The sequence below is a fragment of the Methylobacterium guangdongense genome, from assembly GCF_038442355.1.
Classification (GTDB): domain Bacteria; phylum Pseudomonadota; class Alphaproteobacteria; order Rhizobiales; family Beijerinckiaceae; genus Methylobacterium; species Methylobacterium guangdongense.
Genome location: NZ_JBBXMX010000001.1, coordinates 372,583 through 385,803, shown reverse-complemented (window position 1 = coordinate 385,803; position 13,221 = coordinate 372,583). Strand labels below are relative to the sequence as shown.

The window sequence follows — 13,221 nt, the reverse complement described above, 5'->3', positions numbered from 1 at the left end:
CGCGAACATCGCTTTTTCGCCATAGACTGATTTCAGCGGCGGTTTAACCGTTTCCGCGGCCTCACGGTAACGTTGCATAAAACGATCGAGTGCCACCTTAGGGTCGATCACTGATCCGGCGACCGCGTGCGCGTTCGACCGCAGCCGTCTCGCCGCTTTGTCCATGGTCCTGCGATCGTCCATTGCAGTCTTGCGTGCGCATCTCGCGGTCCCGGCCTCGCGCCTGACCGAAGTCGCGGGGGCGATTCTGCTCCTGTGCCTGACTCTGCTCGGCGTCTATCTCTGCATCGACCTGCGCGACATCGCTTGGCAGAACGCGCGGCGCAACGCGCTGACCCTTCTCTCGGTGATCGAGGAGGGCGTCGGGCACAACATCAGGTCCTACGACCTGTCCTTGCGCACCGCTGCGCATGCGGCGGCCGGGACGGACGGGGCCGCCCTGGCCACGGAACTCAGACGCTTGGCGGCCTTCAATGCCGCCGCCATCGGGGCGGGCCTCGGCTCCATCGCGGTGACGGATCGGGAGGGGCGCGTCATCGCGACGAGCGATCCCGGCACGCTGCCGATGTCGGATCTGAGCGGCCTGCCCGAATTCCAGGCCCTGCGCGCGGCACCGGATTCGGGCCTGATCCTGAAGGGGCCGAGCCGTTCGCTACTGACGGGGCGGCAGATCATCCGCATGTCCCGGGCGGTGGCGCTGCCGGATGGATCCTTCGCGGGGATCGTCACCGGCGCGCTCGACCTCGGTCAGTTCCACGCGCGTTTCGACCGTCTGCGCTTCGACGACGGACTGATCGTCAACGTGTTCCATCAGGACGGGACGCTGCTGATCCGCGTGCCGTCCAAGCGCGATGCCCTCGGCCGCAGCATCAGCGCCGGGCCCGGATACGCCGCCTATCGGGCCAGCGAGCGCGGCGAGTTCATCGGCCGATCCTATCTCGACGGCGCGATGCGCCTGTACAGCTTCGCCAATCTCGAGGATCTCCCGCTGATCGTGACGGTGGCGACGAGCGTCGAGAGCATCCGGGCCCACTGGATCTTCAAGGCGGCGATCATCGCCGCGCTGATGCTGGGCCTCAACATCCTGAGCTTCGGCTTCATGATCCTCGTGAAACGCGAGGTCGGCCGACACGCGGCCGCCGCGGCGAGCACGCGCGCGGCCAACGCTGCGCTCACCGTGCTGGCCCGGACGGACGGCCTGACCGGCCTGCCGAACCGCCGGAGCTACGACGAGCACTTCGCGGAGGCCTGGACCCAGGCCGCCTGCTTCGGGACGCCCCTGTCGCTGCTGATCGTCGATGCCGACCACTTCAAGCAGTTCAACGACCGTTTCGGACATCGCCGCGGCGACGACGTCCTCCGGGCGATCGCGGATTGCCTGCGCGGGACCCTCCCGACCGGCGGCCTCGGCTTCCGGATCGGCGGTGAGGAGTTCGTCGCGCTGCTGCCCGACCGTGACGCCGCGGCAGCGGGGGCTGTCGCCGAGAGCCTTCGCCGTGCCGTGGTCAACCTCCAGATCGCGCACGCGCCGGAGGTCGGCGGTCTCGCCACCGTCAGCATCGGCGTCGCGGGCGTCGATCCCAGGTCCGGCGAGGCGCCCGAGACGCTGTTCCTGTCGGCGGATGCGGCGCTCTACGCGGCCAAGACCGCCGGCCGCAACCGGGTTCGAACGGCACCCCCCGCGGCCCGGATCCTGCCGGCCGCCGTGGCGTAGGCGCCGGATCGCCCCGGATCGCCCCCGGATCGTCAGAGCATCGGCAGCATCCGCGGGCGCGGACCCCGCGGGAAATGCGCGTCGATCATGGCGATCTCCGCCGAACCGAGGTGCAGGCCGGCCGCGCCGGCATTCTCCACCGCGCGGGCCGGACGCCCGGTCTTCGGGATGGTGAAGGTTCCGGTGAGGCGCGTCAGGAACGCGAGGGCGACCGCATGCGGGGTCGTTCCGTGCGCCTCTGCGATCCCCGCCAGGACCCGGCCGCCGACGCTGGCGGGATCGGGGAAATCGCCGCTGCCGAACGGCGAATAGCCGACCATGGCGACGCCATGCTTCTCGCACCAGGGCAGCACGGCGTGCTCGATCGCCCGCTCGTTGAGATGGTAGAGCACCTGATTGCAGGCGATCCGGTCGGGCCCGGCGATGGCGAGGGCCCGATCGAGATTCTCGACGTCGAAGTTGCTGACGCCCCACGACAGGATCTTTCCGGCCCGGCGCAGGTCCTCGAACCCCGCGATCGTCTCCTCCAGGGGGTGCTGGCCGGGCCAGTGCAGCAGGTAGCTGTCGAGCCGGTCGGTCCGCAGCCGCCGCAGCGAATCCTCGCAGGCCCGCACGACGCCGCGGCGGGTCGCGTTGCCGGGCACCACCTTCGACACGAGGAAGATTTCCTCGCGGCAATCGGCGATCGCCTCGGCGACGATCGCCTCCGCGTCGCCGTACATCTCGGCCGTGTCGATATGGGTCATGCCGGCATCGATGCCGGCGCGCAAAGCGGCGACCGCGTCGGCCCGGTCCGACCGGTCGATGTGCCACGTCCCCTGTCCGATCACCGAGACCGGAACGCGGGCTGCACCGAAGCTCCTCGCCTGCATGGCGTCGTTCCCTTCCCTGTTCCGTCGCATTCGGGGCGCCGGACCCGGCGACAGACGCCGCCATCGCGACCCTGCCGTTCCACGCCTTACTCGCGCCATCATGGATTGTTGAGCAAGGGATGGCGCGTGACGGCGGCGCTGCACTTTAGGCGATGCCTGCTGTCATGGGGCGCGGGCCTGCCACGCCCGCGCTATAGGGTCGAACCCGTGAAACCCGGTCCGGTGCGCGGCCGCTCGGTTGGCCATGCTGGAGTTGCGCCGATGCTGCCCGCTCACCGCATGTTCTGGGTCCTGATCCTGCTGGCGGCTGCGGGCGCGGGGCTGCTCTACAATATCATCTTCGCGGCCGGCGCCTCGCCCCTCGCCGGCTTCACCTACGGCCTCTGCACGGGCGCCACGGTGTTGGCCTTCGACCGCGGCCTGATCCTGGCCGGCCTCCAGGCCCGGATCCGCCGGTTCCCGGCCTGGCTCTACGTGGTGGCGGCCGAGCTCGCCTACGTGCTGATGATCATGGCCGGAAATGCGCTCGGCGGCCTGCTGGTCTGGACCTTCGCGCTGACGACCGACGACCTCACCTCGGCCACGCGCATGACCGCCCGGGTGCTGGCCTACGCGCTGGCGGTATCCGGCCTCCTCGTCTTCGTGATCCGGATGCGCGACCTGATCGGCGGCGAGGTGTTCGTCAACTTCATGATCGGCCGCTACCACAAGCCGGTGGCGGAGGAACGGGTGTTCCTGTTCCTCGACGTGGTCGGCTCGACGGCCTTCGCGGAGGCGCATGGTGACCTGCGCGCCCAGGCATATCTCGGGGCGGTCTTCGCGACCCTGGCCGAGCCGGTCCGCCGCAACGGCGGCTCCGTCGACGATTACGTCGGCGATCTGGCCATCATCACGTGGCCGATGGCCCGGGGGCTCAAGGATGCGCGCTGCGTGACCTGCCTGTTCGACGTGCTCGACCGGATCGAGGCGGATGCGGCGGCCTGGACGTCCCGGTTCGGCACGGTGCCGCGGCTCCGGGCGGCCCTGCACGGCGGCTCGGTGGTGACGGCCGAAGTCGGCGTCGACCGGCACAAGATCGCGTATTTCGGCGACGCCGTGAACGTCACGTCGCGAATCGAGGCCCTGTGCCGTCCGCTCGGGGTCGGCATCCTCATCTCACAGGACCTCCTGGACCGGCTGAAGCGACTGCCCGACGGAATTCGCGCGCGCTCCCTCGGCGCTCACGCGTTGCGCGGTCGCGGCGCCCCGCTCGCGGTCGCCACGCTGGAGCGTGGTCACGCCGATGCGGGGCCGGTCGCGGCCGTCGAACCGCGCCGCGTCGCGGCCGTCCGCTGATGGCCCGCAGCGAGACGCCCCGGGCCACCATCCAGATGACCGCGAAGATGGTGCTGCGCTTCGGCTTTCCGCTGCTCGGGCTGCTGGTCTTCGGACACGCGGTCCTGATCTCGGTCGGCGGCGATATCGAGCACTGGCAGTTCGCCCTCGGGGTGCTGTTGATCCTGGCGGGCTTCACCTCGAAGCTGGTGCCGCGGCCATGACGACCGATCCGGCGGGACCGCCGATCTACCTCGACGCCGATGCCTGCCCGGTCAAGGACGAGACCTACCGCGTGGCGGCGCGCTACGGGCTCACCGTCCACGTCGTCGCCAACAGCATCCTGAACCTGCCGCGCGAACCCTGGATCGTGCGCGTCGTGGTCGGCTCCGCCCTCGACGCCGCGGACGACTGGATCGCCGAACGGGCGGGGCCCGGCAGCATCGTGCTCACCGCCGACGTGCCGCTCGCCGCGCGGTGCGTGAAGGTTGGCGCGACGGTGCTGGCCTTCACCGGCAAGCCGTTCAGCGAGTCCTCGATCGGCATGGCGCTCGCGACCCGCGACCTGATGCAATCCCTGCGGGAGGCCGGGACGATCACCGGCGGTCCGAAGCCGTTCTCCCGCGCCGATCGGTCGGCTTTCCTGTCGGCGCTGGACCGTGCCGTGAACCGGATCCTGCGCGAGCGCCCGCGCGACGCGTGAGGCGCGGGCCATGCCGGACGGATCCGGAGGCGTCCGTCAGTCCTGATCGGCGGGGACGAGCGCCTTCAACGCCGCGTTGATGCGGTCCTGCCAGCCCGGCCCGTCCTTCTGGAAATGGGCGAGCACGGCGCTGTCGAGCCGCAGGCTTACCACCTCGCGCGCGCCGGGGGGCGCCGCGGCCGGTCTCGGGGCCGCCTGCTGGGGGGGCGCTGCGGGCTTGGGGGATGTCGCGGCCCGGAAGGCAGCTTCAGCTGCCGCGCGCGGATCGCTGAAACGGCGGCGATTGCGATCGTCGGCCATCGGCCTCTAATCCTTTGCGGCAGTCTTCTTCGGCGCGGCCTTCTTGGCGGCACCCTTGCCGGCGCTCTTCGCGGCCGCCTTGGCTTCCTTCTCGGCCGCCTTGGTCTGCGCGTCCGCGGCCTCCTTGGCGAGCCGCAGGGCCCGCAACTTCACGGTCCGCTCGTCGACGGCCTTGATCGCCGCGTGATGCTCCGCCATCGCCTGAGCGCCTTCCCGAGCCATCCGCTCGGCGCGTTCGGCGCGTTCGGCGCGGTTCTCGGCCCGCGTCTTCGCTTCCGCTTCCGCGTCGCGCGTTGCATTCTCCTCGTCGAGGTCGAACTCGGTCTCGTCGCTCATCCTATCCCTTTCGCCCCAGCTCAGCGTATCCGGCCCATCGCAACCTGCGCTGGACGGCGACTGGGCGGGTCCGGCCTGTTGGAGGGGGGAGGGCAAGGCCGGATTGACCGCACCCGTGTCCCGTCGCTGGAGGCACACCGGCGCATTCTCAGGGATGGCTGTAGCATGCTCGTCGGGGCCATGGCGAATCCGCGACGCTCGTCAGGTACGCCAGCGCACAATATTCGCGGGGATGACCAGAAGTTCAGACTAGTCCAGACCCGGGCACTATAGGCCATGCGTTGTGAGACTCGATTTTATCTCACTCGGAAGTTGAGGGGGATCGAGACGGACAGGCTCGACTGCGTCACGCCGGCGGGGGCCGCCGGCAGGCTGCCGCGGACGGCTGAGAGCGCGGCGCTGTCGATCGGGCCGACCCCGCTGGAGCGTGCGAGACCCGCGGCCGTGACCTGGCCCGAGCGCAGGACGGTGAAGCGGACGACGGCGGTGCCACCGCTGGTTCCGTTGGCGGCGCTCGCGTTCATCCGCCCATGGATCGCCGCGCTGATCGCCCCGGTCCATTGCCGCAGGGCGCTCGGGTCGCTGCCCGCCGCGGCGCGGCCCGATGCGTTCTGGCGCGAGGCCGAGGCGGAGTTGCGCGCCTCGGCGCCCTGCTGCGCCTTGGCCTGACGAGCCTTGGCTTCACGGGCGGCCTTCGCCTTCGCCTCCCGGATCTCTTCCAGGCGTTCCTGCCGTGCTTCTTCGCGCTTCTGTTCGCGGATCTTCTCCTCGCGGATCTTGCGCAGCTTCGCCTCCCGCTCGGCCTTGAGCTTGGCGGGATCGGGCTCCGGCTTCGGCGGCTCCTCGGTCTTGGCCACCTCCGCGGGGGGCGGCGTCAGCGGCTCGGCGGTCTCCGCGGTGGAGGTGATCACCTGGCTCGGCGTCTCGACCGCCTCCGCCTGGGGCGGCGGCTCGACCACCGGGGTCTCCTCCGGCTTCGCTTCGGCGGTCTCGGCCGGGGGCGGCGGCTGCACGGCTTCATCCGGCGGCAGATCGACGGGCTTCACCTCCGGCGGTGCGGCTTGGCTCATCTGCTGCTCGGACGGCGCCTCCGTGGGCGCATCGGTCATGATCGGGGCCAGATCCACCGTGATCTGCTGCTCGCCGGGCGGCGTCGGCGGGGCGAGCCGCAGGAACATCGCGGCCACCAGCACGAGGGCGTGCAGCGCCAGGGCGACCAGGAAGGCGGCGACCAGCCCGGATGGGCGGCGTTGCCCGAACCCCTCGGGCGCATCCGTAGATACGAACGTGTTCATCGGTTCAGCGGGCGGTCCCGGCAGGGGCGGCGGCAGACGGCGCGGCCATGGGGGCTGGCGAGGCCGCCGGTGCGGCGCCGCCGGGGGACTGCGCGATCAGCGAGACCTTGGTGAAGCCGGCCTGACCCACCAGACCCATCACCTCCATCACCTTGCCGTAGGGCACGTCACGGTCGCCGCGCACGAGGATGACCTGATCCTTGTCGGTGGCCGCCATCTCCCGCAGGCGCGGCACGATGCTCGCCATCGTGTACACCTCCTTGGCGATCGACGGATTGCCGTCCTTGTCGACCGTCACCTCCTGGGGCTTCTTCGACTGCGCCACCTTGGGGGCCGCGGTCTTGGGCAGCTGCACCGGCACGCCCGTCGTCATCAGCGGCGCGGCGACCATGAAGATGATCAGCAGCACGAGCATCACGTCGACCATCGGGGTCACGTTGATCTCGGACATCGGCATGTCTTCGAGGTCGTCGTCGTCGCTCGCGCGAATGGATCCCATCGCCATCGGGCGTCTCCGGTTCGGTGCGGTCGGCCCGTGCGGACGGGCGCGGCAGAAGGCTCAGGGCGCGGCTTACTCGGCGGCTGCGCGATGCTGTGCGCCGGCCCGGTCGCGGGCGAGGCGGTTGCCCAGCAGCGAGATGTAGGACGAGAAGGTGCTCTGAACCGCGCTCACGTCGCCCGACAGCTTGTTGAAGGCCATGACGGCGGGAATCGCGACGACGAGGCCGATCGCGGTGGCGAACAAAGCCTCCGCGATGCCCGGCGCCACCACGGCCAGCGACGTGTCCTGGCTGCGCGCGATCGACGAGAACGAGTTCATGATGCCCCAGACCGTGCCGAACAGGCCGACGAACGGCGCGGTCGAGCCCGAGGTCGCCAGCAGCGACAGGCCGGTGCGCAGGCGCTTCATCTCCAGGGTGAGCGCGCCCTTCATCGCCCGCTCGATCCGCTCGCGGCGCTCGGCCCGGGTCTCGGACGTATCCTGATCGCGCCACGCGTCGATCCCGGCCCGCGCCACGTGGCCGGCGATGCCGCTGAGCTCGCCGTCGAGCTTGCCGCCGGCCTTGACCAGCGCGGCGAATTCCTTGGCCTGCCGCCGGGCGGCCGCGAGGCGGATGATTTTCTCGAACACCACCGTCCAGCACGCGATCGAGGCGACGACGAGGAGGATCATCACGCCCTTCACGATCGGATCGGCCTGAAGGAACAGGCCGAGGAACGAGAAGTCGTGGGCCGCCTCGATCGGCGCTTGTGTCGGGTCCATCGCGGGCTCCTGGCGTCCTGGTCTTACGCGGCCTTGCGCCGCCGTCATATCGGGGTGCGGCGAATGCCGCTGACCGCCCGGCAGCCCCTGCCGCCGGACGGCGTCACCGCATCGTCCGTCGCGCCGACGGGATCAGCGGTCGAACGGGATGCCGGCCTTCGAATCCGTCTCGGTCCGTTCGAGACAGGCCTCGCGGGCGGCGTCGCCCCCGTCGCAGGACAGGACGTCGTTCAACAGGACACGCCCCACCTTGTTGCAGGCGATCCCGGGGAAATCGAAAATCTTCACCACGGTCTTCCGCGGCGGCAGCGGCCCGAGTTCCACGGCCACGCGCTTCTGCGCGACGCCATCCGTGTCGAAGGCGAAGAGATCGACCTTGTAAGATTTGAGGCTCGTCCCCTTGGTGTTGTCGATCACCATGGTGATGCGGCAGGCCTCGCCAGCCGTCTCGACCTTGTTGAGCTGCAACTTCAGCGGCCCGGCCTTCTCGCCGGCCTTCTCGGACGCGTCCTGCGCCAGGGCCGAGACGACGAGGAGCGCCGAGAGCGCGACGCAGGCCACCGTGTCGAGGGCGATACGCCCAATCCGCCGGCGGTACAGGGGAACGCTCAAGGCAAGCACCGAACCGTTATCCTCTTCCTGATCCGTAGGGTGGGCCGAGAGCCCGCCGCTCTATTTGATCGCGCTGATCCCCAGGGAATCAGTGAAGTACGACGCCACCGCGGCGGGTGGCCGGCGCCAGACGCTCGGCCGCCGCTTCGAGCGGATCGATGGCCGCACGGACTGCCGCCACGAGCCGCGGCGCCGCGTCGCGCCCCGTGATCTCCGCCGCGGACTCTTCGAGATCCGTCCAGAGCCGCCGCCGGCCCCGATTGAGCAGATTGACCAACGCGCATTCGTGGCCTGTCACCCGGCAGCAGCTTGCCGGCATGAACGACCAATCCTCCTCCCGCTCGGCCCGCAGCGCGCGAATGATCGCCACCACGCAGGCCACGAACCGGCAGCCCTCCGCCGGACCGAGCAACTGCTCCGCCCCGTCGAAGGCGGCGTTCCAGCAGGCGACGTCGCTGGTCATGTAGCCGGCTGCGACGAAACGAGCCACCGACAACGCTAGGATCTCAGCCTCGTCGCCGCACACGTCGACCACGCGCCGCATCGGTGTAGGGTTCGACAGGGTCGGGGGCGCGTCCATAGGCTGCCGTGCCTCGCGTCACACGTTAAACGGGCGTGCTCGTTCGATCGGATCGTCCGCTCACACGCGGCGGCAGTAAGCCACGAGCGCGGCCTTGATCAAGGCCCAGCGCGGAAATCAGAGCAGTTCCAAACTGTTAGGCGGAAGCGTAACGGTTCGCGAACTTGCCAATATTGCCTGCGTTTGATTGCCTAATTAGCCCGATCGAACGGTGGCGAACACGGGCGGGCGAAACCGGGCGCCTCCCTTGATGGCCGGCACCGCCGCGGCCATATCGTCGAGTTGCCGGCGTCGTCTCGTCCGGCGGAGCGCTGCCCTGGCGGGCTCCCTGTCGACGAGGTGCTCAGGCATCACGGGGCGGCGGCAAGCCCCGGGGGCGGAGGCCTCGCTTTCTGGATGACGGCCGCGATGACGCGCACCTCGCCCTTCGGGCATCCGTTCCTGCTCGGCTTCGACGAGATCGAGCAGGCCCTCGATCGGGTATCCAAGGCCGCCAACGACGGCTATCCGCCCTACAACATCGAGCGGCTGCCCCGGACCGAGAGCGAGCCCGAGCGGCTGCGCATCACGCTGGCGGTCGCGGGCTTCACCCGCGAGCAGCTCGACGTGATGCTGGAAGAGAGTCAGCTCGTGGTGCGCGGCCGGCAGGTCGATGAGCGCGAGCGGCATTTTCTCCATCGCGGCATCGCGGCGCGGCAGTTCCAGCGCACCTTCCTCCTCGCCGACGGCATGGAGGTGCTGGGCGCGGATCTCGCCAACGGCCTGCTGTCGATCGACCTCGTCCGGCCGGAGCCGGATCGGATCGTGCGCAAGATCGATATCGGCTCGCGCGGCTGAGACCGAAGAGATTGATCGGACGGCAGCAATCCCCACATGCGTCCTGTGCCGCCGGTGCCTTCGGGACCGGCCGCGGACGCTCTGCCACCCCAGGAGGGCTTTGATGACCAATCTGAACCCGTCGCCCCTGACCCCCGCCGATCTCGATCCCGCCGACTTCCAGCCGGCCGATCTCGCGGCTCTGGGGGAGGGGCACATCGCCTATGTCCGGCCGATCCGGTCCGACGAGGTACGCCGCTTCTTCCCGCAGGCCCCGGAACTGTCCCCCGGCCTCGACCTGTTCGCGCTGCTCTCGGCGAGCGGAGCGCCGATCATGCTCGCCGATTCCCGCGATGTCGTGCTGGCCAATGCCGCCGCGAACGATCTGCAGCCCGTCAGCCTGCATTGAGCCGGGCGGGCCTCGGCCCGTCAGACCATCTCGGCCACCGCCGCCACGAGCCGCGCGATATCCTGCGGCCGTGACAGGCGGTGGTCGCCATCCGCGATCAGGGTCATCACCGTTCCTTCCGCCGGCAGGCGGTCGAAGATCCTGAGGGCGTGGGCGTAGGGCACGTCGGTGTCGCGCATGCCCTGAAGGATGTGGATCGGGCAGGCCGGATCGAACGGCTCGCCGAGCATGCAGTTCCTGCGACCATCCTCGATCAGCTTGAGCGTGATCGGGTCCGGTTCCGGCGCGTAGTCGCTCAGCCTGCGCAGGACACCGTCCCGCACCAGCATGGCGCGCGCCGCTTCGCTGAGGCGGCCCCAGATCAGATCCTCCGTGAAGTCCAGGGCCGGTGCGATGAGCACGAGGCCGGCCGTTGCCACGCCGCGCGCCGCCCGGTCGCGGGCGGCGAGACAGGCGATCCAACCGCCCATCGAGGAACCGACCAGGATCGGCGGTTCGTCGACGTGGGCGCTCAGCACGGCCTGCGCGTCCTCCAGCCAGGCGCTGATCGTGCAGTCCGTGAACGTGCCGCTGGATTCGCCATGGGCCGCGTAATCGAACCGGACGAAGCGGCGTCCGGCCTCCGCCGCCCACTGGTCGAGGGCGCTGGCCTTCGTGGCCTTCATGTCCGACCGGAACCCGCCGAGCCACACCACCGGCGGCCCTGAGCCCGGGCGCTCGCGCACCGCGATGCGCCGCTCCGCGCCGCCGGCGCCGACCGTGAGGAAACGCGGCTCGCTCTCGGTCATACGGATCTCCGATATCCCCAACCACGCGCGAAGAAACGCCGTCCTTGAGACGGTTCGCTTCAACATCCGTTTACCGGACCGTAAAGCGCGACGGCGATGCTGAAGCAATGGCAGCGAGCATTTGGCAGATACCGGCAGGCGGCATGCGCGTCCTCGCCGAGGGACCGCGGACGGGTCACGAGCCCCGTGGCCTGTCGGGGTTCCCCGCCGCGGTCGGCGCCCTGGCGGGCGCGCGGATCCTGCAGATCATCCCCGAGCTCGAAGCCGGGGGTGCGGAGCGCACGACGGTCGATGTCGCGGGCGCCCTGGCGGCGGTCGGGGCCCGCGCCCTGGTGGCGACCGAAGGCGGGCGCTTGGTCGGGGAGCTGCAGGCGAAGGGCGGCCACTGGCTGCGCTTCCCGGCGGCGTCCAAGAATCCCGCCGCGATGGCGGTCAACGTCCTGCGGCTGATGCTGCTCTGTCGCCGCGAGGGCGTGCAGATCATCCATGCCCGCTCCCGCGCCCCCGCCTGGGTGGCGCTCGGCGCCGCGCGCCGGCTCGGCTTGCCGTTCGTGACGACCTATCACGGCAGCTATTCGGGCCGGACCAGCGTGAAGGTCCTCTACAATTCCGTGATGGCCCGCGGCGACGTGGTGATCGCCAACTCCCACTACACCGCCGATCTCATCAAGCGGATGCATGCCGAGCAGGCCGGCGACCGGGTCCAGGTGATCCACCGGGGCACCGATCTCGCCGTCTTCAACCCGGTCGCCGTCGCAGCCGGCCGGGTCGAGGCCCTGCGCCGGGCCTGGAACGTCGCGCCGCACGAGCGGGTCATTCTCCTGGCCGCCCGCCTGACAGCCTGGAAGGGCCAGCGCGTGCTGATCGAGGCGGCCGCGCACATGCGCGACCAGGGTGTCCGCGAGTTCGCCGTCGTGCTGGCCGGCGATGCCCAGGGGCGGACCGCCTACGAACGCGAGCTCGACGCGCTGGTCGCGGCCCGCAACCTCGGCGGCATCGTGCGCCGGGTCGGCCATTGCACCGACATGCCGGCGGCCTTCCGGGCCGCCTCGGTGGTGGCCGTGCCCTCCGTCGAGCCCGAGGCCTTCGGACGGTCGGCGGTCGAGGCGCAGGCGCTCGGGACACCCGTGGTCGTTTCCGATCTGGGGGCCGTCCCCGAGACCGTCCTGGCTTCACCGGATGTCCCGCCCGGGCAGCGCACCGGTTGGCGCGTCGCGCCGGGGGACGCCCAGGCCCTCGCGGCCGCGCTCACCGAAGCCCTCGCCCTCGGGGCCAGTGCCCGGGACGCCATGGCGCGCAGGGCCCGCACGCATGTCGAGGCGCATTTTTCGCTCGATCGCATGGTCGGGGATACGCTCGCGGTCTATGCCCGATTGCTGGGCGACGGCCGGTGATCGAGCCCTGTCGGGTCCCCACTGACATCCGGCACCGGCGCCCGATTATTTTCGGTCGCTGCCGCGATCGGCCGTTGACTCTGGCTGCGCTTCCCCCAACGTAGTAGATCCGGATCAGACCGGAGCGGCCGGCGGCCGGGTGATCCTCGCGGGGGTCGTTCGGTCCGCCATTTCGTCGTTTCAGCAGGAGACCTAAGCCATTCGTAGACCGATGAGAGCCATGCCGGCCCCGCAGAAGGACGGGCCGCGCGCCAACCGCGACATTCGCGGTGTGCGGGAAGTGCAGCTGATCGACGATACCGGCCAGAACCGCGGTGTCGTTCCCTTCTTCGACGCCCTCAATCTCGCCGAGGAAGCCGGCCTCGATCTCGTGGAGATCGCGCCGAACTCCGTGCCGCCCGTCTGCAAGCTGCTCGATTACGGGCGCTTCCGCTTCAACGAGCAGAAGAAGCAGAACGAGGCGCGCAAGCGGCAGAAGACGGTCGAGGTCAAGGAGATCAAGCTCCGCCCCGGCATCGACAAGCACGACTACGACACCAAGATGAAGTCGGTGCACCGCTTCTTCGAGGAGGGCGACAAGGTCAAGGTGACCCTGCGCTTCCGTGGTCGTGAGATGGCTCACCAGGATATCGGCCTGCGCCTCCTGGAGCGCGTGAAGAACGAAACGGCCGAGATCGCCAAGGTCGAGAGCGAGCCGATGCTCGAAGGCCGGCAGATGATCATGATCCTGGCGCCGCGCTGAGCGCCGCCGGGTCTCCGCGTCTCTGCTGATCCACGGCTCTGGGGCCTGTCAGCCCCAGCGCCGGTCCCGACGATCCCCCTCC

Annotated in this window: 17 protein-coding genes; 8 read left to right on the top strand and 9 right to left on the bottom strand. The window is 70.0% G+C overall.

The window, feature by feature from the left end; translation table 11 throughout:
- Positions 1 to 190 precede the first annotated feature (190 nt).
- Complete coding sequence (locus tag AAHG09_RS01890) at positions 191 to 1,714, top strand: GGDEF domain-containing protein (protein ID WP_342105011.1); 1,524 nt, start codon at positions 191 to 193, stop codon at positions 1,712 to 1,714.
- Between the two features lie 32 nt (positions 1,715 to 1,746).
- Here the strand turns inward: AAHG09_RS01890 and AAHG09_RS01885 are convergent, their stop codons facing one another.
- Positions 1,747 to 2,586 carry an aldo/keto reductase gene (locus tag AAHG09_RS01885; protein WP_342105009.1) on the bottom strand — a complete coding sequence of 280 codons (840 nt, stop codon included), beginning with the start codon at positions 2,584 to 2,586 and terminating at the stop codon, positions 1,747 to 1,749.
- 261 nt (positions 2,587 to 2,847) lie between these two features.
- Here AAHG09_RS01885 and AAHG09_RS01880 point away from each other — a divergent pair, with 261 nt between their 5' ends.
- Genes AAHG09_RS01880 through AAHG09_RS01870 form a run of 3 tightly spaced genes read left to right on the top strand, consistent with a single transcriptional unit; the run spans position 2,848 to position 4,603 of the window.
- On the top strand, positions 2,848 to 3,921 hold the full coding sequence (locus AAHG09_RS01880; protein WP_342105007.1) for an adenylate/guanylate cyclase domain-containing protein: 1,074 nt from the start codon (positions 2,848 to 2,850) through the stop codon (positions 3,919 to 3,921).
- A complete protein-coding gene (locus AAHG09_RS01875; RefSeq protein ID WP_342105004.1) occupies positions 3,921 to 4,124 on the top strand; it encodes a hypothetical protein in 204 nt (67 codons plus the stop codon). Before AAHG09_RS01880 ends, AAHG09_RS01875 begins: the two co-directional genes overlap by 1 nt.
- A complete protein-coding gene (locus AAHG09_RS01870; protein WP_342105002.1) occupies positions 4,121 to 4,603 on the top strand; it encodes a YaiI/YqxD family protein in 483 nt (160 codons plus the stop codon). Before AAHG09_RS01875 ends, AAHG09_RS01870 begins: the two co-directional genes overlap by 4 nt.
- Before the next feature lie 36 nt (positions 4,604 to 4,639).
- Here AAHG09_RS01870 and AAHG09_RS01865 read toward each other — a convergent pair whose 3' ends face one another.
- From AAHG09_RS01865 to AAHG09_RS01835, 7 genes are all read right to left on the bottom strand, one after another.
- Entirely contained in the window at positions 4,640 to 4,903 is a 264-nt protein-coding gene (locus tag AAHG09_RS01865) for a BrnA antitoxin family protein (RefSeq protein WP_342105000.1), read from the bottom strand.
- A 6-nt stretch (positions 4,904 to 4,909) separates the two neighbouring features.
- Positions 4,910 to 5,239, bottom strand: a complete 330-nt coding sequence (locus AAHG09_RS01860) for a hypothetical protein (protein ID WP_342104998.1) — start codon at positions 5,237 to 5,239, stop codon at positions 4,910 to 4,912.
- Between the two features lie 296 nt (positions 5,240 to 5,535).
- On the bottom strand, positions 5,536 to 6,534 hold the full coding sequence (tolA, locus tag AAHG09_RS01855) for a cell envelope integrity protein TolA (protein ID WP_342104995.1): 999 nt from the start codon (positions 6,532 to 6,534) through the stop codon (positions 5,536 to 5,538).
- A gap of 4 nt (positions 6,535 to 6,538) precedes the next feature.
- Positions 6,539 to 7,039 carry an ExbD/TolR family protein gene (locus AAHG09_RS01850; protein WP_342104992.1) on the bottom strand — a complete coding sequence of 167 codons (501 nt, stop codon included), beginning with the start codon at positions 7,037 to 7,039 and terminating at the stop codon, positions 6,539 to 6,541.
- Between the two features lie 66 nt (positions 7,040 to 7,105).
- The gene (locus tag AAHG09_RS01845; RefSeq protein ID WP_342104990.1) at positions 7,106 to 7,798 is read right to left on the bottom strand and encodes a MotA/TolQ/ExbB proton channel family protein; all 693 of its coding nucleotides are present in this window, start codon (positions 7,796 to 7,798) and stop codon (positions 7,106 to 7,108) included.
- 132 nt (positions 7,799 to 7,930) lie between these two features.
- Positions 7,931 to 8,419: a Tat pathway signal protein gene (locus tag AAHG09_RS01840; protein ID WP_342104989.1), complete on the bottom strand. Its 489-nt coding sequence runs from the start codon at positions 8,417 to 8,419 to the stop codon at positions 7,931 to 7,933.
- Between the two features lie 79 nt (positions 8,420 to 8,498).
- Positions 8,499 to 8,990, bottom strand: coding sequence for a hypothetical protein (locus AAHG09_RS01835; RefSeq protein ID WP_342104987.1), 492 nt, complete (start codon positions 8,988 to 8,990; stop codon positions 8,499 to 8,501).
- Positions 8,991 to 9,398: 408 nt separating this feature from the next.
- Between AAHG09_RS01835 and AAHG09_RS01830 the strand changes: the two genes are divergently transcribed.
- Positions 9,399 to 9,827, top strand: a complete 429-nt coding sequence (locus tag AAHG09_RS01830) for an Hsp20 family protein (RefSeq protein WP_342104985.1) — start codon at positions 9,399 to 9,401, stop codon at positions 9,825 to 9,827.
- A gap of 103 nt (positions 9,828 to 9,930) precedes the next feature.
- Positions 9,931 to 10,215, top strand: coding sequence for a BQ00720 family protein (locus tag AAHG09_RS01825; RefSeq protein WP_342104983.1), 285 nt, complete (start codon positions 9,931 to 9,933; stop codon positions 10,213 to 10,215).
- Positions 10,216 to 10,235: 20 nt separating this feature from the next.
- On the opposite strand, the gene AAHG09_RS01820 is transcribed toward AAHG09_RS01825, so the two are convergent.
- On the bottom strand, positions 10,236 to 11,003 hold the full coding sequence (locus AAHG09_RS01820; RefSeq protein WP_342104981.1) for an alpha/beta hydrolase: 768 nt from the start codon (positions 11,001 to 11,003) through the stop codon (positions 10,236 to 10,238).
- Positions 11,004 to 11,146: 143 nt separating this feature from the next.
- On the opposite strand from AAHG09_RS01820, the gene AAHG09_RS01815 reads away from it, so the two are divergent.
- Both AAHG09_RS01815 and infC read left to right on the top strand, forming a co-directional pair.
- Positions 11,147 to 12,397: a glycosyltransferase family 4 protein gene (locus AAHG09_RS01815; RefSeq protein ID WP_342104979.1), complete on the top strand. Its 1,251-nt coding sequence runs from the start codon at positions 11,147 to 11,149 to the stop codon at positions 12,395 to 12,397.
- Positions 12,398 to 12,617: 220 nt separating this feature from the next.
- Entirely contained in the window at positions 12,618 to 13,139 is a 522-nt protein-coding gene (infC, locus tag AAHG09_RS01810) for a translation initiation factor IF-3 (protein WP_244007340.1), read from the top strand.
- Positions 13,140 to 13,221: the final 82 nt, after the last annotated feature.

Excerpts from the sequence above, each read along its gene's own strand:
- AAHG09_RS01885 (WP_342105009.1), bottom strand. The coding sequence starts at position 2,586 with ATGCAGGCGAGGAGCTTCGGTGCAGCCCGCGTTCCGGTCTCGGTGATC.
- AAHG09_RS01880 (WP_342105007.1), top strand. The coding sequence starts at position 2,848 with ATGCTGCCCGCTCACCGCATGTTCTGGGTCCTGATCCTGCTGGCGGCT.
- AAHG09_RS01875 (WP_342105004.1), top strand. The coding sequence starts at position 3,921 with ATGGCCCGCAGCGAGACGCCCCGGGCCACCATCCAGATGACCGCGAAG.
- AAHG09_RS01870 (WP_342105002.1), top strand. The coding sequence starts at position 4,121 with ATGACGACCGATCCGGCGGGACCGCCGATCTACCTCGACGCCGATGCC.
- AAHG09_RS01865 (WP_342105000.1), bottom strand. The coding sequence starts at position 4,903 with ATGGCCGACGATCGCAATCGCCGCCGTTTCAGCGATCCGCGCGCGGCA.
- AAHG09_RS01860 (WP_342104998.1), bottom strand. The coding sequence starts at position 5,239 with ATGAGCGACGAGACCGAGTTCGACCTCGACGAGGAGAATGCAACGCGC.
- tolA (WP_342104995.1), bottom strand. The coding sequence starts at position 6,534 with ATGAACACGTTCGTATCTACGGATGCGCCCGAGGGGTTCGGGCAACGC.
- AAHG09_RS01850 (WP_342104992.1), bottom strand. The coding sequence starts at position 7,039 with ATGGCGATGGGATCCATTCGCGCGAGCGACGACGACGACCTCGAAGAC.
- AAHG09_RS01845 (WP_342104990.1), bottom strand. The coding sequence starts at position 7,798 with ATGGACCCGACACAAGCGCCGATCGAGGCGGCCCACGACTTCTCGTTC.
- AAHG09_RS01835 (WP_342104987.1), bottom strand. The coding sequence starts at position 8,990 with ATGGACGCGCCCCCGACCCTGTCGAACCCTACACCGATGCGGCGCGTG.
- AAHG09_RS01830 (WP_342104985.1), top strand. The coding sequence starts at position 9,399 with ATGACGCGCACCTCGCCCTTCGGGCATCCGTTCCTGCTCGGCTTCGAC.
- AAHG09_RS01825 (WP_342104983.1), top strand. The coding sequence starts at position 9,931 with ATGACCAATCTGAACCCGTCGCCCCTGACCCCCGCCGATCTCGATCCC.
- AAHG09_RS01820 (WP_342104981.1), bottom strand. The coding sequence starts at position 11,003 with ATGACCGAGAGCGAGCCGCGTTTCCTCACGGTCGGCGCCGGCGGCGCG.
- AAHG09_RS01815 (WP_342104979.1), top strand. The coding sequence starts at position 11,147 with ATGCGCGTCCTCGCCGAGGGACCGCGGACGGGTCACGAGCCCCGTGGC.
- infC (WP_244007340.1), top strand. The coding sequence starts at position 12,618 with ATGCCGGCCCCGCAGAAGGACGGGCCGCGCGCCAACCGCGACATTCGC.